This window comes from Paenibacillus sp. J22P169, from assembly GCF_059691995.1.
Window position 1 is genome coordinate 776,444 of record NZ_JCAUAO010000002.1, and the last position, 22,484, is coordinate 798,927.

Genomic DNA, 22,484 nt, shown 5'->3' on the forward strand with positions numbered 1-22,484 from the left:
TGTAATCATATTGGGTCACACAGGGGGATTGCCTACACCAGTGTGACCCTTTTTACCATCCTGTTGAGAAGATGAGAGTTAAATTGAATTAGTCCCGAACTCGCCGTGAATAGCTGGAATTTATGTAGTTAATTCATTGGGAAATGCGTTCAAGCACCGAGTAAATGGATTTCCTACTGTTAAATTGAGGCATTTTTAGCGATATGAGCAAAAGGGGGAGAATTAACTACCTATTTTCCATCTAAATCGAATTATCGAGGTAATTTTTCGGAAATAGCTGTAGTTTTTGCAGTTAATCCGCAGTGCTGCTTGTATTCCTGTTTTTCCAAAGCAATGTGCAATCAGATCGACACCAAATGTAAATTTATTATCAAAAATGACATGATTGTAACTTACGAGCGCCTCCCCATTCTTTATATAATGATAAAAAAAGAAAGGGATGGGGCAGATGAGTCAAGTCATAAAGCGAAGAAATAAACTTCAATTGAGAGAAACCTACACGGGGATCATGTTCATATCTCCAATGCTGATCGGATTATTGATCTTAACAGTGATTCCTACGTTGGCTTCATTTATTATCAGTTTTACCGATTGGAATTTCGTTACAACGATAGATCATATGAAGTTCGCTGGCGTAAAGAATTATAGTCATTTGTTTCAAGACGAATATTTTATGAAGTCGGTACGGAATAACCTGATTTTAATCCTAGTTGTGCCGATCGAACTCATTATTTCCTTATTGTTGGCAGTCACCGTTAATAAGCATGTCTATTTCAAAAGCTTTTTCAAAGTGGTGTTCTTCATGCCTTATATTTCAAGTATTGTTGCGGTTGCGGTCGTATTCCAGGTGCTGTTTCATCCATCGCTTGGACCTGTTAATCAGACTTTGATTGCGCTTGGCATAACAGATCCTCCGAAATGGCTAGCAGATTTAACTTTTGCGCTCCCTTCCGTTATGATAATCATGATTTGGGTACATATTGGTTTTGCACTTATTGTGTATTTGGCAGCCTTACAAGCAATCCCGAAGGATCTTTACGAAGCAGCTGAAATTGACGGAGCGGGTAACTTCGGTAAGTTTAAAAATATAACACTTCCGATGGTTTCCTCAACCACCTTCTTCCTTTTAATCACAGGGGTTATTGCAAGCTTCAAAGTATTCGACATCATTGCAGTACTGACCCAGGGCGGTCCTTCCTTCTCTACTTCGGTCATTGTATATTACTTATATAAATCAGCTTTCGAGGATTTGAAGACGGGATATGCATCGGCAATGGCCTGGTTCTTATTCGCATGTGTCATGGTTATTACAACGATTCAATGGTATGGACAAAAGAAATGGGTTAACTATTAATTCGTCGGAAAGGTGTATCCATGAAAATAAATGTTATGAAAATCATGTTGACTGCGGTCATGTTTCTAATAGGCATCCTATTTTTGCTCCCTTTTATTTGGATGCTTTCCACATCCTTTAAACCGGAAATTGATGTATTTAACTTCCCGATCGAATGGATTCCTCAGAAGTGGAGCATCGTAGCTAATTATAAGGAAATATGGGGCGGCAAGTATCCATTCTCGTTATACTACTGGAATACGATTAAAGTTAGCGTGCTCACAACGATTACATCGGTTCTTGTTTCAAGCTTAGCAGCGTATGGCTTTTCGGAAATTCACTTCAAAGGCAGAGATTTCATCTTCCTGATTGTTCTTTCGTCGTATATGATCCCGCATTTCTCTATCATCGTGCCGCAATTTATCGTCTTTAAGCATTTAGGATTATTTAACACGCATGTCGGATTGATCTTGTTAGGTTCTTTCAGTGCATTGGGCACGTTTATGCTGCGACAGTTTTTCTTGAGCATCCATCAAGATTTTATTGAATCAGCGAAAATAGACGGCGCCAACCATTTGAAAGTGTTTACACATATTGCCATGCCGCTCGTTCGTCCATCACTCGCCACTTACGCGATATTAAGATTCATTTGGACATGGAATGATTATACGAACCCGCTTATTTTCTTGAAAACGGATAATATGGCCACTTTGCAGTTAGCGATGAAAAAGTTTGCAAGTGCAAGCGGAGCTTATTATTCCTTAATGATGGCTGGTGCAGTGTCGGCCATTATCCCTCTGGTAATCATCTTTATTCTAGCTCAGAAGCAAGTGATAGAAGGTATATCAACTGGTGGAGTTAAGGGTTAAATACGAGTAAAAAAATTATCAAAAATGTATAAATAGTTCATTTTTAGAAATTATTTACTATGTTAAATTAGGGTTGTGAAAGCGCGTGCAACATATCATAAGGGGGCAAGGTATTTATGAATACAAAGAAAATCGCAGCAGGAATGTCAATGCTACTCGTGGCAGGAATAGCCGCAGGTTGCGGGAACACAGAAACGAAACAAGCGCAGGAATCCGCATCTTCAACTAAGCCGGCTCAGCAAGTTACCATTAAATATCATACTTGGACGCCAGCAAAGGATTATGAGAATGTGATTAAAGCTTTCGAAGCCAAAAATCCCGGCATCAAAGTAGAAGTGAACACCGTGGTGGAGAATGATGCTACGGAAACGATGAAGAAGCTGGACATCCTGAGTGCTTCTGGCGAGGAAATGGACGTCATTGAAATTAACAGCATGGCAAACTACGCCAAGCGAGCTCAAACGAACTACGAACCACTTGATAGTTATATTGCGAAAGAAGGCATTAAGTTTGCTGATGAATACAAAAGTGATATGGCGTTAAATGGCAAGATATATGCACTGCCAGGTATCTTCCAACAGCAATTAGTTATGCTGAACAAGGATTTCTTGGATGAAGCCAAATTGCCAGTACCGAAAGATTGGACTTGGGATGATTTTGCAGACTATGCAAAGAAACTAACGAAGGGTGAAGGTGCAGCGAAACGATATGGTACGCATTTCCATACGTTTAAAGAGTTTTTCCGTTTGACAACACTTAGCTTGCCAGCAGATCAGGGTCTTATGAAAGACGATGCTTCCGCATTGAATTTGGACAACCCTAATTTCAAGAAGTCCTTGGAGCTGATGAATCAGTCGCAAAATGTTGATAAAACGGCTGCCTCTTATTCAGATGTCATTTCGCAGAAAATCCCATATCGGAATCAATATTTTGGCGGAAAAGCGGCTATGATCCCAATTGGTTCATTCTTGGCCTCTGAAGCTGGTGGTACGGACAAGCTTCCAGTTACGTTCAAAACGGTGTTCGCACCAATTCCGAAAAATGCCAAAACGGACGAGTTTTATTCCAATGGTGCCTCGAATCCACTGGTGATCTCAGCAACTTCCAAGCATAAAGCGGAAGCATATAAATTTTTGAGATTCCTTACAACAGAAGGCATTCCTCTGAAACTGACAGGCGGACTGTCCTCTTGGAAGAAGAGCGACCTTAACAAAGAATTGGATGTTATTATTAAGCAATCCTTGAAACCGGAGCTCATTGATAAAGAGTCACTTGTGTACACATTGTCTGTCTCTAAATTTGGTAAAGCGGCTGTTGTTCCTGATTACCTAGCTGAATTGGAGAAAGCTTATGTCGCAGAAGCAGAGAAATACTTGCTAGGCAAAACTGACATCAATACGACAATGACGGCACTCAAAACTTCCTTGCAGAAAATCGTAGACGCGAATAAAAAGTAAAGGATTCCAATGAAATTGGAAATAAATGCTAGGAGGATGCCAATTGGCATTCTCCTTTTACCCTATATAATGAAGGAAGGAGGGGAAGATCATTCGAACTTACAAAATTTCATGGAGAAAGAAGCTGATTCTCTCTTCATTACTGTGTCTAATCCTACCAGCCTTCATTACATTGGGTGTTACGAACTACATAACGCAAGATATTATTAAGAATCAGGCGGAAGAAAAAGCGAATGAAAGTCTGAATGTCATCGATTTGTTTATTTCAAACATGAGCAGTAATATGATGTACTTTCTAAATTCCATCTTCTCGGATACGGAAATGGAATCGCAGTTAAAGGAAGTCTGGTATGGATTGAATGATACCGGGGTCATCGATGTACTGAAATATCGCCAGATTATTAATCGGTTGCAAAATATGTCTGTCTCCGGTGAGAATACCTACATTACGATCATGATGCCAGATGGATTCTCATTTACCAATTATCCTGCTAATGATAGTAATGGGACTCCACTGCTTCAATTGGATTGGTTAACTGAAATTAGAGATAAGCCCGTGAATCAAACATACTGGGCAGGCATTCAACCTAATTATGTGAAACCGGAAACAGGAAATACACCAAGCCTTCTAACGGTGGTGAGGAATTTCAAGGTAAGTAGTAAATTACCGCCAGGTCAAGTGTTAGTCAGCAGATCGGTTAAACAAATTAGCCCTATCTTGGAGAAATATGACCAAAGTCGTGACATCTTTTTGATGGATGCGAATGGCGTATTAGTCTCACATCGGGATGAAAGTCAGATTGGAAAAACCTTTCCCTACCTGGATCTTCTTTCAGACGGTAAAGCTGCGGATATCATCACAATCAACCATATAAAGTATCTAGCTAATAAGCATGATCTTCGCTTCGCAGATTGGAAAATCGTTAGCCTTACACCGTTCAAGGAAGCGGCTGCCAAATTTAGTTATTTATATCGGATTAACTTTTTCGTTCAATGCGCATTTATGATTATGTTTTCTGTGTTTTTATTTTATATCATCAGAAGGTTTACACGGCCGATTATTAAATTAGACCGCGTTGCTGCTCATGTGGATTCTGGGAATTTGTTTGTCAGATCCCATATCCGTGGAGACGATGAAATTGGTAGGTTGGGTCAATCCTTCGATAACATGCTAGATCACATTCAACACATGATCCAGCAGATTACAATGGAACAACAGCTTAAGCACAAGGCGGAAATTGATTTGCTTCAAGCACAAATCAATCCTCACTTTTTGTTTAATATTTTGAACTCGATGCGGATTCGAATTGAAATGCGCGGAGATCAAGAAGGCGCAGAATTAATCAGCTCTTTATCTAATTTACTGCGGATGACGATCAATCGAAATAATGAATTTGTCTCGCTGCACGAAGAAGTGCAGACGGTTCAGCATTATATCAAGCTCATGAATTTCAGGCACAAAGAGGGAATTGACTTGATTGTGAATTTAGAGACAGAGACACTTCTGGAGCAGTTACCAAGATTTACGTTACAGCCGATAATTGAAAATGCTTACATACATGGTTTAAAACAAAAGCGCGGAATGATCATGATTGACTCCAGAAAATCAGAAGCGGGGTATGTCATTTCGATTGAAGATGATGGTACTGGGATGACAGCGGAGCAATTGACAGCAATTACCGATGGTTTATACGACCATCCTAAGTTGAAACAGAGTGAATCTCACAAACACCACTCCAAAGTATCAGGGATTGGCATAAAAAATGTCTATGAACGATTAAAAATCATGTGCGGCCAGGGATTCGAGATGTCGGTTCATTCTGAGCTAGGAAAAGGGACCGCCATTACGTTATTTATTCCAAATGCATAGCAAGGGGGCGAGGACACTTGTATAAGGTTATGCTTGTTGACGATGATTACTTGGTTCTTTCCTATTTACAAGAAATTGTTCCATGGGAAGGACTCGGCTTACAGCTGGTGGGCATGTACGAGGATGGTTTGGAAGCTTACCATGCAGCTAAAGATAATTATCCAGATATACTAATAACGGACATCGGTATGCCTGAAATGGACGGCTTGGAGTTAATAAAGCTTTTACAGGAAGAGTATAAGGATCTGCATGCCGTCATTCTTTCCTGCCATAATGATTTTCAATATGCCCAAACGGCAGTTAAATTAAATGTGCATGAATATGTATTGAAAGAAACCTTGAATGCGCAAACCATTTTACCCATCCTAAGCAAATTGATCGAAAATTTGGATCAAGCGAGACATGCAAGAGAGCATACGGAGCGCTTCAAGCAAATCGCCGAGCAGCAGCAGTTTATGTTCAAGGAAAAGTTCGTTCGTTCCATCCTACAGCAACCCATCATTAGTGATGAAGAGTGGGTCAAAGCGATACAAGCTTGTGGATTAAGTTCAGCACACGTAGTACCTGTGACTTGCTTTGTTAATCAGTATCAGCAAACCTTAGCGCGGTTTCAATCGGAAGATACATTGAAATTTGCCATTGAAAATATTTTGAATGAAGTCGTGGACGCGAGTGCGGCCATCGTATTCCCGTATCAAGCTAATGAAACGATATTGCTGTTTCCTTCTCATAATTCCTTAGTTGTCAATGTGTATCAGACGATTAGAGATACCTTAGCTCTTATCCAACGAGTTTTGTCCAAATATGTCAAAGTGGATACCTCGTTTATTATTGGAGACGTCATTCATACACCTGGAGAATTGAAAAAGCAATTAAAGCTTCTGACGCAATCGTCAGATCAACGATTTTACTTGCGGAATCTGGATATTGTCAAATTAAAACTATTGCCGCCTTCTTTTTCACAAGAAGATATGTTTGCTCGCTATGCGGAAATTTCTGAGGCTTGTAAACGTCTTATTTTGGAGCAAGCCGAATCACTTATTGCGCCTAGTTTAGACCAATGGTTTGAGTTGATAAGTCAAGAGCGCTATCAACCTGATGTTGTGAAAAGCTTTTTTCTGAAAATTATGATGGATTTGCAGGTTAGATTGAGGTCGATTCAGCGGTTTCAATCGTATTATGCCATGGAAATTTCACACAAAAAGATGAATGTCATTGAAACGTTAGACGAGCTTAAGCACTGGATGTCTGAATATTTGCAGGATTGTGTTCATGTAATGAAACAAATATCAAACCAATCGCTTCGCGTAGAAATTGCCGAAGCCCAGCGTTACGCGGAAATGAATTTAAATAAGAAAATAACCTTGGAAGAAATAGCAGAAAGATTAGAGCTCAATCCAAGCTATTTCAGCCGATTATTTAAGAAAGAGACGGGTGAAGGATTTATTGAATTTGTCACCCGAATGAAGATGGATAAGGCCAAGGAGTGGTTGATTTCATCCAATAAAACGATTGAAGAATTGTCAGAACTACTCGGCTATGAGAGTAAAAGCTATTTCGTCAGAACGTTTAAAAATCAGATCGGTGTAACTCCCGCAGAGTATGCAAGGAAATGAATTAACCACGTAGGAGGAGAGAAAAAACGATGACACAACCAACACAACCAACCCAACCAAAGGCACCAACCAAATCCTGGCTGGATGAGGCATGGGAGCGAACCGCAGCGAAGATCAGCAAAACAAGTAGACGAATCGGGGCAACATTTCCTCATATTACGGTGAATGGGAAGTATGACAGCACCAGACCAGAGTGGTGGACAAGCGGCTTTTGGCCAGGCTTGTTGTGGTTGATGTATCGCGAAACTGGAGACGAGAAGCTCGCTGAATATGCGGCTGCGTGTGAGGACCAGTTGGATGTGGTTCTGGAAAACTTTTACCAGTTGGATCATGATATGGGGTTTATTTGGAGCTTGTCAGCAGTAGCCCAATTCAAACTTACAGGCAATGAGCAGTCAAAACGCCGCGGGTTGATAGCAGCAAGTCATTTGGCTGGACGATTCAATTTGAAGGGGAACTTCATTCGTGCATGGCCGGACAATGCGACAGATCGTCGTACGGGTTGGGCAATCATTGACTGTACCATGAATTTGCCGCTTCTCTATTGGGCATCTGAGACCTTGGATGATCCGAGATTTACATTCATCGCAATGGCACATGCAGACACCGTGTTGCGCGAATTTGTTCGCGAAGATGGATCTGTGCGCCATATTGTGTGCTTTGATCCACATACAGGTGAGCAAGTGGAGGTTCGGGCGGGACAAGGCTACTCGCCAGATTCCGCATGGTCCAGAGGAAACGCTTGGGCGCTTCATGGTCTTGCGCTATCCTATCGCTACACGAGAGAGCAGCGTTATCTGGATGCGGTGAAACGTGTTGCCCATTTCTTTGTTTCTGCATTGCCCGAGGACAGTGTGCCTTTCTGGGATTTCCGTGCTCCCAAAGAAGAACAAGACTGTGTGGATACATCAGCAGCGGCTTGTGCAGCCAGTGGTCTTCTGGAAATTGCGAATTGGGTGCCCGAATTCGAAGCTGCGCTCTATAGAAACGCGGGAGAGAGAATTATCAAATCACTATACGAAAATTACGGAGCGTGGGACAACGAAGAAGAAGAGGGACTTATAACCAAGGGGACGATCTTTTACAAATCTGAACGGTATCCGAATCATATTCCGATCATTTATGGAGACTTCTTCTTCGTGGAAGCTTTGACCAAGTTGAAAGGTCAGAAGGAAGTACTGTGGTAAGTCAATGTGATATAGCTAAGAACCCTGCTCGATCTTGCAGGGTTTTTCTTTGTTTTAATGAAGAATAAATGAGCAAATTACCAATTTTATACTTTTCCTCATATCAGCCACAATTCTTGAATAGATATGTGTAAAGTGACCTGCATGTCCAACCAAGAATTGAATGAGCCAAGGGGATGAGAATATTATATGAAGCCAAAAGATCAGGTTATTGCAATTCTTGGAATAGGCACAGCGGTGCCTGATTTCCGTCTCGATCAAGCCGATACGTCACAACGATTAACGGATGCTTTACGCGACAACCCCAACTCCGCCCGTTGGGCGAAGAAAATTTTCAAGCAATGCGGCGTAGAAACCAGATATACCTGTGAACCAAATCTGCTGGAAACAGCTGAGAATTGCCGGTATTTTTCACAAAGCAATCACCAAGCACCATCGACTTCCGATCGGATGGCGACGTACAAACGGGAGTCTGTGCCCCTAGCTTTACAGGCGGCAGAGAAAGCCCTGAGTGATGCCAAAGTTGATGTGTCTGACATAACGCATCTGATTACCGTAAGCTGTACAGGACAGTTCTTGCCTGGACTGGATGCCGCTTTGACGCATCAATTGGGACTAGCCGCCAATGTGAATCGCATTCCATTCAATTTTCTTGGATGCGCTGCTGGTTTGAAGGCTGTATGCTTGTCCCGTCAAATCGCTTCGAGCAGTCCGACAGCCAAAATACTAGTCGTCTGCGTGGAGCTATGTACGCTGCACATTCAGCCTTCAAGTGATCGTGAGGCTTTATTTGGAGCTTCCTTTTTCGGAGATGGCGCTTCCGCTTGTGTGGTGGGTGTTCCTAGTGATCAACATATACCCATTTTTCAATTGGGGAACGATCATTCGATTCTATTACAAGATTGCGCAGATGAAATGAAATGGGATGTAGGAAATCACGGCTTTGATCTGTATCTTTCTCCGAATATCCCTAAATTGATTGGGACATGGATTCCCCAACAAATCGAGCATCTGCTTGATGGGGGTCCTAAACCGGCGATTTGGGCGATTCATCCTGGGGGTAAGGGGATTATCGATACGCTGGAAGAGGTTTACGGATTATCAGCCGATGAAACACGGCCTAGTCGAACTGTTTTGCGCAATTATGGGAATATGTCCTCGGCAACGATCCTTTTCGTATTAGAAGAAACAAGGAAGGAACTGGCGAACCGCGAAGCAGGACCGACAAGTGGGATATCCCTCGCATTCGGACCGGGTCTTACCTGTGAAATGATTCAAATCACCTATTTAGGCGTTGCCGCCATACATGAAAAGAAGTTAGATGAAACCTATGTTTAAGGGGCTGAAACAACGGGCTGTGCAGCATGAATTAATGGATGACTTCTCATCAGGTGGCCCCGAGCTTCGGCAAGCTTTGCAGCATTTGCGTCTGCTTAATCGTATTTTCGGTGCTGCAGGGCCGACAATATTTGGCTTTAAGCGCTTGTGGCTGCAAGCAGGCAAACCCAAGACATTATCTATTCTGGATGTTGGATCTGGCTCCGGAGATGTCAATCGGCATCTCTTACGCTGGGCGGATGAGCATGGGGTAGCACTTAGCATTACACTGGTTGATATTACCGAGGAAGCTTGTGCTGAGGCAAGAGAGCTATTCCGCAGCGAGCCGCGTGTGCGTGTGATGAGAAGCAGTTTATTTGAGCTTCCGGAAAATGGGGTCGATATCACGACCGGCACACAATTTGTGCATCATTTTACGAACACGGAGCTTCCTCAAGTTGTGGGCTGTATGCTGAAAGCCTCTAGGTTAGGTGTCGTTATTAATGATATCCATCGGCATTGGATCGCTTGGGCGGCTGTGTGGGTTACGGCTCGTATTATCTCTAAGAATCGTTATATTTTGAATGATGGTCCGCTGTCGGTAGCGAAAGGCTTCCGTTCAGGGGATTGGACAGCCCTCCGTAAATCTCTAGGAATCTCTACTATGTTGGTTTCTTGGAGACCGTTGTTCCGATATGCTGTTGTGATTGCGAAAAGGGAGCAGGCATGATGACTCACACCTATGATGTTGCCGTTATTGGTGCAGGTATCGCAGGCAGTGTGATGGCCAAGTCCTTAGCTGATCACGGCTGGAATACCGTTTTGTTCGATCGCAAGGCTTTCCCCAGGCATAAGGTTTGCGGGGAATTTCTGTCCCCTGAATCCCTTACGATGCTGAAAAAGCTTGGATTGCGTGAAGCAGTGGCATCCCTAAAGCCAAGTACGATCAAGCGGACAAGCTTGATCCTTAGCCGGGGAAAGCCACTGCAAATTGCACTTCCTGGAACAGCTTGGGGAGTAAGCAGATTCCAGCTTGATACCGTTCTTCACCATGCCGCAGTGCGCTCAGGCGTGCAAGTGCAGACAGAAACAATGGTGACTACTGTGAAGCCTGGCGAACGGGGATACCTGATTGAAACCAAACAGCAAGGGGAAGTTCACGCCTATCAAGTGCGTGCGGTCATTGCTGCTTGCGGCGCCGTTGGCTTAAGCGGGCTTCACAAACAACCTCATGCTAAATCCATTCAAGGGGCGCATCTAGGTGTGAAATCCCATTATGAAGGGGTAGACATGGGGGGAGTTGTAGAGCTGTACTTCTTTGAAGGCGGTTATCTAGGCTTATCACCGATTGAAGATGGGCGGGTGAATTTGGCAGCCTTGCTGGAGCGAGAGAAGTTTCCACAAGCTGAGAAGTCAATTCTCGGATTGATTGAAGCAGCTTGCGCTAGACATGGTAAGCTGTCTGAACGCCTATCGGCTGCGCAACCTATTCCAGGGACTCAAGTGGCTGTTGCTCCCGTTAAGCTAACACGTAAACCCATGGCATGGAATGAGATCCCCTGTCTAGGGGATGCCGCCATGATGTTACCGCCGCTCTGCGGAGACGGGATGTCGATGGCGCTGCGGTCAGCAGCGTTATGTGCGCCGTTGGCATCTCGCTATCTAAAGGGCGATATCACCCTAGCGGAATGGGAGCAGGCGTATACGCAAGCTATTCACCGGGAATTCAATGGACCCTTGAGATGGGGCCATCTGTTGCAGGGAATGTTGACTGTGCCGTATCTACCGCACATGATGTTTGCTGCAGCTAAGTACGCACCTAAATTAGCAGATAAATTTGTACGAGCGACAAGGCTAAACGAAGCCGAGTTTTGAGAAGGGAGTCATGACCTTGCATAAACTTGCGATGATTTCCCTTCGGTATCCCAAAACCATCCTCCTCATCTGGGTTATTTTCTTCCTCTATTTAGGGTTCTTCGCCCCCAAGCTGCCTAACGTTCTAAAGGATCATGGGTTAATTTCGGACGGTGCTTTTACCAAAGTCCAAGACACATTAGCCTCTGATTTTGATATTCCAGCGAATCCTATCATTCTAGTATTTGAGAAAAATAATAAGATAGACTCTCGACAATTTGAGCGATACATTCAGCAGGATTTGTTATCTTTACGCGGTATGCAAGGGTTGAAAGAGATCGTATCTCCCCTTGAAAAAGAGGGGATGGTTCAAGGCGATTATGCTTATGCGCTGCTTGGATTCGAGCAAAGTCCACATGAAATGAAACCCGTCTTGCATGAGCTTCAAACACGGTTACCCCAGCACAAAGAGATGAAAGTGACATGGACCGGGAAGTCGGTTGTGCAAGAAGACGTAAATCGTGCAAGTCAGCATGATTTGAGAAAAGCGGAAAGCTTAGGCATCCCGGCGGCCTTCCTCATTCTTTGGCTGGCTTTTGGCGGCATGACTTCTGCTCTGATCCCGATTATTGTAGGTGTTATTGGCGTTGCAAGCACGATGGGGATCATGTATGGACTTGGAACAAGAATCGATTTATCTAACTTTGTACTGAATGTCATTCCGATGGTGGGGCTGGCTCTTAGCATCGATTTTGCCTTGATGATGGTTAGTCGATTTCGCGAGGAAATTCATTTGCACCCTGTGGGACAAGCCATCCTAATCACGATGACAACAGCGGGAAGAGCCGTATTATTTTCGGCGCTTAGTGTTTTCTTAGGTCTCATGGGTATATTGCTCATTCCGCTTCCTATATTTTCGACCGTAGCTTTAGGTGCAATGACCGTTGTAGCCGTTTCCGTTTTGCTGACATTAACGTTAGTGCCAGCGCTTCTGACCTTGTGGTGGTCTGCCATAAGGGCCGAACGTAGACCACTTTATACGGCAAAAAGTACGAAAAATTTGTGGTTTGCTATGGCACGTTTTGTGATGAGAAGACCAGTCCAAATGTCTTTACTCGCGGCTTGCATCCTGATGTGCTGTTTCCTGCCACTAACGAAGATGAAATTAGCGATCCCAGACGCAACCTCCTTACCTGAGGGTTATGCTTCCCGCGCCGCATTTGAGGCTTATCAAACGCATTTCGGTAGGGGAACAAGTTCAGATGTCTACCTTCTTGTCACTGGACCAACAGCTCAACTGACCCATAATGATTGGAAGAACGCTTCCTCGCTCATACAAAAATTAGAGAGAGAACCGCTCGTTGAAGGGGTGGATTCAGTTTTTGCGCGAATGGAAATGCCGTATGATCAACTATATGGCGTATCCAAAAATCCAACTGCCCGAGCGAAATACGCGCAAATCCTTCAAGCTTTTGTTCATGAGAACGAGATGCTCGTTCAAGTTCGATTGAAGGGTGAACCCTCATCCCTACAAGTGAGGGATTGGCTGAAACGATGGGAAAAAGTGGGAGAATCAGGGCCGCTTCCTTTCCTTCTTGGCGGGGAAGCGAAGTATCAGCAGGAGATTTTCGATGATATTTTTGACCATTTACCCGATGTGCTGCTCTTCATACTCATTTCGAATTATGCGGTTTTATTTATCGCTTTCCGTTCCGTTCTCATCCCCTTGAAAACAATCCTGATGAACCTGTTGAGCTTAGGTGCTTCTTTTGGGATTCTTGCGTGGCTATTTGAGCAGGGGCATTTCGGCTTGGAGCCGAGCAGGATTGCCATCATGATTCCCGTGTTTATCTTTGGGCTAGCCTTTGGTATCTCGATGGATTACGGTGTTTTCTTAGTATCGCGGATTTATGAGGAATATCAGCGGACGCAAGATAATCAGCGATCTGTGCTTGTTGGTTTGGCTTCAATTAGCAAGATCATTAATTCAGCTGCTGCTATTATGATTGCGGTCACATTGCCGTTTGCATTCGGAGAAGTTGTTGGTGTGAAGCAGCTAGGGTTGGGCATTGCAGCTGCCATTTTTATCGATGCGACGGTGATCAGGTTGGTGCTTGTACCCGCACTGATGGTCATTCTTGGCAAATGGAACTGGTGGGGACCACGTGTGAATAAAACACGTACATAAGGAAATCGAAAAGGAGCTAAGGCGTTTTTTCGCTTAGCTCCTTTGCTTTTTGCGGAATGTGCCGGAATCGCCTGCCTCTCCGCGCTGTAACGGTGAAAAACACGCTTACAGATACAGAGTAGTTGCGCCAACGGACTATTTCACAGCAATGACGACCTGAGCAGCTGCCAAGCCTTGCGCATCTGCTTTCACAATAATTTGGCCAGGCGCGATGCCTGCTCTAACATAGGCAAGCAGCTTGCCATGATAAGCTTTTCTGAATTTTGAGCTATACGGCTCTAAATCCTGTACATCGCCGTTTTCTAAGCCAATGATGTCACCAGGACCCTCGATGGACAGCTTGATGAGATCATCTGCCAGATAAACGTGTTTACCATCGCTGTCTGTAATCTCGATCTCAACATGAGCAATATCCTGTCCATCGGCACACAATTCAGCAGCATCTGCACGCATGGCCAGCTTTTCTGGTTTGGAGACCGTTTGCAAAGCATAGGTGGTTAGGGTGCCGTCTTGGCTTCTGCCTGCAACTCGCAAGGTGCCTTCTTCAAAACCCACCTCCCAAGTTAGGTAGCCAAGCGGAGAATCAGCAAGTTTCTTGCATCCGAGCGATCTTTCATTGAGAAACAGCTCCGCTTCTTCACAGTTGGTATAACAGATGACATCCAGCTGTTCGCCCTGATTCCAGTTCCAATGGGGAGCGCCGCCATGCCATCTTTTGTTACCTGCATACGCAGGATCGTCTTTACTTGCTGTGGCCAGCAAAGCCATTGGTTCCTGGCTCCATAGGCTCTGGCGGAAGTAATAGCTGGCTTTCTTAAAGCTGGCAAGATCCAGGAATCCAGCTTGCGATGCCCGAATAGGCCACCCTTTTGCCTCACCCATATAGTCGATTCCTGTCCAAATGAATTGCGCACAGATCGCATCATTGTCCCTGACTGCAAGCCATGCCTCTAGACTAGCGCCATTTTCGCTGCCAAAGGTAACTCGATTCGGATATTGCCGCCGCGCCTCCTCGTAGAGATGCTCTTTATAATTGTAGCCCACCACATCCAGTGTGTCGGCATAGCCAATTAAATTCGCCAATTCTGGAAAAGCAAGCGCAGCAGTGACAGGTCTTGTCTTATCGCATTCCTTTACATAGCTCACGAGGCGTTTGGCAATCGTCGTGAGCCGATCACTTTGCGGTTTATTCGGATCATATTCGCGTTCAGCAGCAGGTTTATTGGCATCGTTATTCCCGGTCATCGTTTGGAAATAAGGGTGGCAATAAGGATCGTTGGGATAATCTACTTCGTTTCCAATACTCCATAAAATGATGGAGGGATGGTTCCGGTCCCGCAAAACCATCTCTTTGATGTCCAATTCGCCCCATTGCGGAAAATCCTCATAGTAACCAAAATGCTTGGGCGGGTAAACGTTGTGCCCGGTCGACCATTTATGCTTCACGCCTTCCCACTCATCAAAGGCTTCATCGATGACGAGAAAGCCCATACGGTCGCATAAATCTAGCAAGCTCGGAGCAGGAGGATTATGGCTCATTCGGATGGCATTGCAGCCCATTTCCTGAAGCGCTTGAAGTCTCCGCACCCATACCTTTTCAGGAACTGCGGCACCAAGTGCTCCTGCATCGTGATGGACGCAAACCCCTTTGATTTTCATATTCACGCCATTCAAGAAAAATCCCTTATCTGCATCAAATTCAAACCATCGAATTCCTATTGGGGTGTTTACATGATCGATGATTTCGCCGTCTTTCCTAATTTCCGTACATAAAACGTACAAATAAGGAGAACTCGGGGACCATAGATTAGGGGTAGTCACCATGATGGTTTGATTCAGTTCCGTACCGGAGCCAGTCTGAACGACAATCTCGTCTCCAACCGATTCGATCAGGTTTCCGTTGGCATCCCTTAGGGTATTTGAAAGCTCAATCGTCTCATCCGTCTGTGTCTCATTGGTTAATCGTATGTTAACAGCAACGGTAGCCTGATCTCCGGAGACATCAGGTGTTGTGACGAATACACCGTATTGATCGATATGTATGGCCTCTGTGAACGTGAGATACACATCTCTATAAATACCTGACCCGGTGAACCACCTAGAGTCAGCAATATCTTTATGGTCGACCTTGACAGAAATCACATTGTCTTGTTTCCCGAAGGTGATGAAATCCGTGATGTCATAGGTAAAGCTGCTATAGCCGTAGGGGCGCTTCCCAAGATAATAGCTGTTGCACCATACCTGAGCGTTATTATAAATGCCTTCGAAGGTGATGTAGACTCTTTTGCCTTCTAATTCAGGAGATAGAGCTAAGTTTTTACGATACCACCCTAAGCCGCCGGGCAAGTAACCGGTGCCACTTGAATGCTCTTGTGAAAATGGTTCTTCAACGGACCAATCATGAGGAAGTGTCACATCACGCCAGCTTGAATCTTCAAAACCTCTATACCAGGCTTTGGATTCATCCCCCCTGAGAAACTTCCAATTCAAATTGATATTTTCAATGATTCTGCTCCTGTTCATCGTCTTTCTCCCTTCTCATCTGAGCATTCACAAAATTGCATGGTCATTTGTTGTCGCGCTTTCATTATAAGATTACAATTGGAGTTAGTGAATAAAACATATTGCTATAAACATACACAAAATTGCTATTGGAGTGATCTTGATGATTAATATATCCGGCAATGCGCTAGATGATTGGTTTGAACAAGGGATTGAGCGGAAAGACAGCTTGCTGACTGTCAACTGTTGCGGTTATCAGAAGCTGATGACCATTGATTTACATCGGAATCGTGACCAAGGCCGTGTGGATTATCAGTTGATTTATCTTGTGGATGGAAGAGGGATCTTTTACTTAGATCACCAACCAATAGAAGTACATAAAGGTCAAATCGTCATTTTTTCCCCCAACGAGCCTCAAAATTACACGTATTACGCAAAAGATGCCACAGAGGCCTATTGGATTCATTTTACCGGGCATGGTGCATATGATTATTTGCAACAATGTGGACTACTTCATTCATCAATTCACACGGTAGGCCAGGTGGATGAAGTGAGTGTATTGTTTAAAAAAATCATTCAAGAACTGAATATGAAGAAGCCATTTAATGACCAATTGACATCAGCCCACCTACTCACTTTACTTGCTTTACTGGGAAGAAGGCTGCAAAACACGGAAAACCCAGGGAAAGCGGACCACAATTCCGACATCCATATGATCATGGAAATCATGCACGAAAACTATAGTCAGAACTTGGTTGTTTCGGAGCTTGCCAAAAAGTGCAACTTGAGTCTTTTTCGATTTATCCATAAGTTCAAGGATGTTACTGGAACGACGCCAGGTAAATATGTGACTAGTATCCGTGTTAATGAAGCTAAAAAGATGCTCTCCGAAACTTCGTTGCATGTAAAAGAAGTCGCATCGATTGTCGGATATGAGAATCCCTTATACTTCAGCAGAGTGTTCTGCCAAGCAGTGGGAATTCCGCCGAGTCGGTATAAAGAACAAGCTATCGATAATTAGCTCGTATTAAGAGCCATAAATAGAGGAATTTCAGGCTGATTACCGAATTGACAAGTAAGATCTTGTCGAATTTTGGCAGAATGGTTATTTTGAACTAACTCGAGTAAAGGATGATCTGCCATGACTAACCTTGTAAAGACGAGCCTTTCCCGCCGGTTTGTTAGAATGATATTGTTTTTCGCCTTGCTCGTCATGGTTGGGGCTGCTGCGGTTTCATTTATTGGCCATAATGTCCAGCAGGACTACCAGGAGCGCATCACGCTGTTAAAAGAGAAGGAAAAGGCGACTGCATCGATTTATCTCCATTATAATCAAATATTTTTACATGCTAGAGCTTTCTACGCTTTCCGTCAGGAGTTCGAATACGAAGCCGTTATGAAGGAGAAGCCAGAGTTAGAGCAAGCATTGGAGACATTTGTACAGCTTCCTTTAACGGACCAAGAGCAAGAGTTACTTACAACGTTAAAGTCATTTGAGAAGAACTATTTCGAAAATATATTTCCGAAATATGTTAAGCTCGCGCATAACGAGGATCCAATGGCTTTAGTAAAAGCCGGCGCTACGACACCAAGCGGCAGTGTAGGGACTAGTGTCTATGATTTGTTAGGCAAAATTAATGACATTTCCTTGCAAATCTCGTCCCAATCGGAAACGGAAGCCCGAAACTTGTTTAAGACCTTATCCAATCTTAATTATTTATTCTTTGCGTATGTGTTTGGAATCTTATTATTCATTACTTTCATGACTTCGAACACGGCCAAGAACATTGGCAGGCCGCTACGCAAGTTGGCAGATAATGCAGAAAAAGTGTCAATAGGGCAATCGGTTGAGCTGGAAATGGTCAAGCGGAACGATGAAATTGGTCTTCTCAATCAATCCTTTCACACCATGCTCCAGAAGATTCAATTGAAGGAAGAAGAGCTTCTATCACAGAATGAAGAGTTGATTGCTCAACAGGAAGAGCTTCAGATGCAGCAAGAAGAGCTTCAGGACATGCTGCGTAAAATGGAAGAAAACGAAGAGCTGCTGATCAGTGAGAGGGCCCTTACTAGAGACATCATGGATACCATTCAAGAAGGCGTTCAGTTTGTCAATGTCGAGGGTATCATAGTAAAGGCTAACTCAACGATGAATGAATTATTTGGTATTCCTGAGCAGCAGTTCATGTCAGATATCCAGTTAGATGAGTTTATCAATTCTGCCTCCCATTCCATTGAGGATTGCACGGACTTAAAGTCGTTTATGATCTCACAGATTAGCGATGAAGCAGTGGAGCAAAGGTCTTACATGTATGAGATTACTTCTCCAACTCGACGGGTCATTCAAGCCTATGCGGAGCCTCTGTTTAGAGAATCGGGTAGAATTGGTACCGTATTTGTCCATCGAGATATTACGAAACAAGCTGAACTGGATCAAATGAAGTCTGAGTTCGTAAGTACGGTTAGCCATGAATTGCGGACACCGCTATCCAGTGTACTGGGCTTTGCTGAACGGTTGCTAACCAAAGAGACGAGTCCAGAGAAGCAGCAGAAATATTTGAAAACCATTCATCAGGAGACAGTCCGACTGACGGCTTTGATTAATGATTTTCTGGATGTACAACGGATGGAATCTGGTAAGTCGACACATCAGAAAAATCCCGTGGACCTCTTCGAGGTGTTGAGCGGCGTATTCAATTTGCAGCAAGGAAGCTCCACCAAGCATTTCTTCGACGTTCAAATGCCAAGTGAACCGTATGTCATTTCCGGAGACCGGGATAATCTGACGCAGCTATTCATGAACCTCGTCAGCAATGCGGTTAAGTATTCACCGGATGGCGGACGTATTACCGCTAAGCTTTACCACATCGGTACGCAAGCCGTTGTTGATATTACGGACGACGGACTGGGAATTCCAGAAGATGCAATTCCGAAGCTGTTTACGAAATTTTATCGGATTGATAATTCGGATCGGAGAGCTATCGGTGGAACGGGGTTGGGACTTGCCATAGTGAAGGGAATTGTAGAAGCACATGGCGGCGAAATTTCCGTTACCTCTAAGCTTGGACAAGGGAGCACGTTCCGTGTAAGCTTCCCTCTGATCTCGAAGCCTGACAGCCTCATCGAGGCCGAGCAGCTGTCAGCTGCCGCAGATGAATTCACGGGCAAAACCGTCGTGCTCATCGAAGATGACATCAGCCTGACAGAGCTGTTAACCGAGGAGCTTACCGAGAAGGGCTTTCGTGTCATCAACTATACAACGGGTGAACAAGCGCTCACGGATATGCAAATGAAGAAGCCGGATGCCGTTATCGTTGACATCATGCTGAACAATAGTATTGATGGTTGGGAAATCATCAATCTAATCAAGGAAAACCCTCAATTGAATGATTTGCCAATCTTTATTTCCTCCGCATTGGATGAAATTGAGAAGGGGAAGGAAATTGGGGCCAACATGTATTTCGTCAAACCTTATCCACCTAGCCAATTGTCGGGGATGTTGCTCGAGATTCTCGGATTGAAGCGGGTGTAAGTCGGCGTTTTGTTATAAGTAATCGTAGATAGAATGTGCCAGAAAGAGCTGCCTTGTGGCAGCTCTTTCTTTTCGGTGTGGTTGCTAATTGGTTGTGGATCGTGTGCTGGTATCAAGGAAAACATGAACCACGTTAACAATAGTACGAGTTAGTTTTAATCCCCAATTAACAGGCAGCTTGTATATTAAATATAGGGACCCGAATAAACAAATAGGGAGATTACAACTATGGGCATTCATACTTATTTTAGGTCTTTAAATGAATTAGAGAGAATCATACGATGTCCAGGGAAGTTTAAGTTTGAAGAGCATAGTGTTGCAGCTCATTCATGGAAAGTTGTTCAATATGCCAAAACACTCGCGGACATTGAAGAGAAAAATGGGGCAACAATTAACTGGAAAAAACTATACGATATTACCAGCAGTCATGATTATGGTGAAATCTTCATTGGAGATATTAAAACGCCTGTAAAGCATGCGTCACATGAGCTCCGATTATTGATACAACAAGTAGAAGAAGGGATGGTCTACAACTTTATTGAGGAACATATTCCAACTGAGTTTAAAGAGACGTTCCATAAACAACTACAAGAGGGTAAAGACGGTTCAATAGAAGGACTGATTTTGGAAGTTGCCGATAAGATGGATCAAGTGTATGAGGCCTTTGCTGAGATACAAAAAGGAAATACAGAGAAAGAATTCGTTACGATGTATCGAAATGCGTTAATTAAGATAAAAAACATCCAATTATTTTGTGTGGAATATTTCTTAAGTAACATTCTCCCCGATATGGTGAATGATGAGATGGCTTCACTTGTTGATATCAAAAGGATCACGGAAGAGGCGTTGGCAGACGCTAATGAAGGAAGAATGGTGCAATCTAGGGGAGGAAGTCGAACATCCATCACACTGACGGTGGATGAAGTGTATCAAACATGAAACACAGAAGGAAAAAGCATGTTCGATCAATGGACGTATCATTGATTAAACATGCTTTTTTTGTGAATTAACTGGAAAAAGTACATCTAAATTTGCCTATAACCGCTTAGAAAGCTAAATAAATGGATTTTATGAAGTTAATTTCGAAGGAAATTAGCGTTTTGGCGGATTCCTTCGGAAATAACTGTACTTTTTCCATTTAGATTGAATTTTCAAGGATAAATCGCTGAACTAGCTGGAGTTTTTCCAATTAATTCAGAGATGGTGCGTTTGCAGGCCTTCCAGCCATTGCACCTTCATCTCAAGTGCTCTATCATCCCTGTTTGCTCAGCAGACCCGGCCTCATTCCGTTCAATTAGAACGGGAATACGCGTGGCTCTTTTTGCACAGAAATCCATTTGCTCGTCGTGAATTCTTCGAAACCGAGATCGCCGCCGTAGTGACCGATTCCGGATGATTTCTCTCCGCCGAATGGTGCGTTCATGTCCATATTGATGGTCGTATCATTCACGTGCGTCATGCCGCTTTCGAATTCGCGCGCGAATGCCATACCTTTTTCGAGATTCGTCGTGAATACTGCGCTGGATAAGCCGTATTCGGTATCGTTAGCCCAAGCCAAGGCCTCTTCTTCCGTATCGAAGGGAATAATGGAAGCAATAGGACCGAAAATCTCGGTCTGTGCAAGCTTGGAATCCGGGTTTACATCAGCAAAAACGAATGGTGTGACGACATTGCCAATTCGTTGACCTTCCAACACAAGACGTGCGCCTTCTTGCTTAGCCATTTCCGCAAGTCCAAGTACTTTCTCAATCTGTCTTTCGTTGATGAGCGGTCCTACGATGACCTTCGGATCGGTCGGGTCGCCATAAGGGACTTGTTGCAGTCTCTCCGCCAAACGTGTAACAAAAGCATCGTAATGTTTGCGATGAACAAAGAAGCGATTCGTACAGACACACACTTGTCCGGAGTTCAACAGTTTGCTGAATACAGCCGCGTTAACAGCTTGATCCAAATCAGCATCCTCGAGCACAACGAACGGATTATTGCCGCCGAGCTCAAGTGAGGCACGTTTCAGATGTTTGCCGCAAAGCTCGCCGATATGACGGCCAACGCCAGTTGAACCGGTAAACGAGATGATGCGCGGCACAGGATGCTCGATCATATAGTCGCCGACTTCTGCAATATCGTAGCCGACAACGTTGAGCACACCTTTTGGTAATCCAGCCTGCTCGAAAATGTCGGCAACGATAGGGCCGCCAGAGATATAGGTTTGTGAATCCGGTTTCAATACGACGGCATCACCCGCGGCAATGGCTGGTGCGACAACTCGCATGGCCATATACAAGGGGAAGTTAAATGCATTGATGGTTCCGATAACACCAACTGGAAAACGATAAACATGATTTTCCTTCCCAGGCAGAGGCGAAGGAAACACATGTGGGACATACATCGCATCGACGTAGTTGATGGCAGCCATAATCGAGCCTACAGAAGCCATGAATTCGCCAACTGACTTGGTAACGGAGCTTCCAGATTCCTTCACCATCAAGCTGATAATCTCATCTTTTCTTTCTTGCAGCAGCTGAAGGGCGCGCTTAAGAACACTCTTGCGCTCTTCTGCAGAGGATTTAGCCCACATTTTCTGTGCTTGTTTGGCTGCCGAGTAAGCTTCATCAATGTCATCACGATTGGCAAGTTTGATGCGTGCGACGACTTCGTTATTATAAGGATTAATGCTGTTATATATGTTTTCGCTTGATCCGTCGCGCCAAACGCCATTAATATACTGTTTGTTATATTTCTCTGACATGGGAATGCCT

At 44.0% G+C, this 22,484-nt stretch carries 14 protein-coding genes and 1 pseudogene; 13 read left to right on the forward strand and 2 right to left on the reverse strand.

The features are described 5' to 3' along the window. Window positions 1-448 precede the first annotated feature (448 nt). The 10 genes from AC58QG_RS17460 to AC58QG_RS17505 all read left to right on the forward strand — a co-directional run bounded on the left by AC58QG_RS17460 (window position 449) and on the right by AC58QG_RS17505 (window position 13,691). Window positions 449-1,354 (forward strand): carbohydrate ABC transporter permease, encoded by a 906-nt coding sequence (locus AC58QG_RS17460; RefSeq protein ID WP_497363386.1) that lies wholly within the window; start codon window positions 449-451, stop codon window positions 1,352-1,354. Between the two features lie 20 nt (window positions 1,355-1,374). Continuing rightward, window positions 1,375-2,202: a carbohydrate ABC transporter permease gene (locus AC58QG_RS17465; RefSeq protein WP_497363387.1), complete on the forward strand. Its 828-nt coding sequence runs from the start codon at window positions 1,375-1,377 to the stop codon at window positions 2,200-2,202. Window positions 2,203-2,318: 116 nt separating this feature from the next. Continuing rightward, window positions 2,319-3,659 carry an extracellular solute-binding protein gene (locus tag AC58QG_RS17470; protein WP_497363388.1) on the forward strand — a complete coding sequence of 447 codons (1,341 nt, stop codon included), beginning with the start codon at window positions 2,319-2,321 and terminating at the stop codon, window positions 3,657-3,659. Window positions 3,660-3,831: 172 nt separating this feature from the next. Continuing rightward, window positions 3,832-5,529, forward strand: coding sequence for a cache domain-containing sensor histidine kinase (locus tag AC58QG_RS17475; RefSeq protein WP_497363389.1), 1,698 nt, complete (start codon window positions 3,832-3,834; stop codon window positions 5,527-5,529). A 17-nt stretch (window positions 5,530-5,546) separates the two neighbouring features. Next, complete coding sequence (locus AC58QG_RS17480; RefSeq protein ID WP_497363390.1) at window positions 5,547-7,145, forward strand: response regulator transcription factor; 1,599 nt, start codon at window positions 5,547-5,549, stop codon at window positions 7,143-7,145. A gap of 29 nt (window positions 7,146-7,174) precedes the next feature. Further along, window positions 7,175-8,332, forward strand: a complete 1,158-nt coding sequence (locus tag AC58QG_RS17485) for a glycoside hydrolase family 88 protein (RefSeq protein WP_497363391.1) — start codon at window positions 7,175-7,177, stop codon at window positions 8,330-8,332. Between the two features lie 189 nt (window positions 8,333-8,521). Beyond that, window positions 8,522-9,670: a type III polyketide synthase gene (locus AC58QG_RS17490; RefSeq protein WP_497363392.1), complete on the forward strand. Its 1,149-nt coding sequence runs from the start codon at window positions 8,522-8,524 to the stop codon at window positions 9,668-9,670. Next, entirely contained in the window at window positions 9,663-10,379 is a 717-nt protein-coding gene (locus AC58QG_RS17495; protein WP_497363477.1) for a methyltransferase domain-containing protein, read from the forward strand. The genes AC58QG_RS17490 and AC58QG_RS17495 overlap by 8 nt, the downstream gene beginning before the upstream one ends. After that, window positions 10,376-11,524, forward strand: coding sequence for an NAD(P)/FAD-dependent oxidoreductase (locus AC58QG_RS17500; RefSeq protein WP_497363393.1), 1,149 nt, complete (start codon window positions 10,376-10,378; stop codon window positions 11,522-11,524). The genes AC58QG_RS17495 and AC58QG_RS17500 overlap by 4 nt, the downstream gene beginning before the upstream one ends. 10 nt (window positions 11,525-11,534) lie before the next feature. After that, a complete protein-coding gene (locus AC58QG_RS17505; RefSeq protein ID WP_497363394.1) occupies window positions 11,535-13,691 on the forward strand; it encodes an MMPL family transporter in 2,157 nt (718 codons plus the stop codon). Between the two features lie 135 nt (window positions 13,692-13,826). Here the strand turns inward: AC58QG_RS17505 and AC58QG_RS17510 are convergent, their stop codons facing one another. Further along, on the reverse strand, window positions 13,827-16,214 hold the full coding sequence (locus AC58QG_RS17510) for a glycoside hydrolase family 2 TIM barrel-domain containing protein (protein WP_497363395.1): 2,388 nt from the start codon (window positions 16,212-16,214) through the stop codon (window positions 13,827-13,829). 142 nt (window positions 16,215-16,356) lie between these two features. On the opposite strand from AC58QG_RS17510, the gene AC58QG_RS17515 reads away from it, so the two are divergent. From AC58QG_RS17515 to AC58QG_RS17525, 3 genes and pseudogenes are all read left to right on the forward strand, one after another. Then, on the forward strand, window positions 16,357-17,214 hold the full coding sequence (locus AC58QG_RS17515; RefSeq protein WP_497363396.1) for a helix-turn-helix domain-containing protein: 858 nt from the start codon (window positions 16,357-16,359) through the stop codon (window positions 17,212-17,214). Window positions 17,215-17,334: 120 nt separating this feature from the next. Further along, complete coding sequence (locus tag AC58QG_RS17520) at window positions 17,335-19,725, forward strand: ATP-binding protein (RefSeq protein WP_497363397.1); 2,391 nt, start codon at window positions 17,335-17,337, stop codon at window positions 19,723-19,725. A gap of 228 nt (window positions 19,726-19,953) precedes the next feature. Beyond that, window positions 19,954-20,577: pseudogene (locus AC58QG_RS17525) on the forward strand (YfbR-like 5'-deoxynucleotidase); the annotation flags it as partial. A 442-nt stretch (window positions 20,578-21,019) separates the two neighbouring features. Here AC58QG_RS17525 and AC58QG_RS17530 read toward each other — a convergent pair. After that, a complete protein-coding gene (locus tag AC58QG_RS17530; RefSeq protein ID WP_497363398.1) occupies window positions 21,020-22,474 on the reverse strand; it encodes an aldehyde dehydrogenase family protein in 1,455 nt (484 codons plus the stop codon). Between the last annotated feature and the right edge of the window lie 10 nt (window positions 22,475-22,484).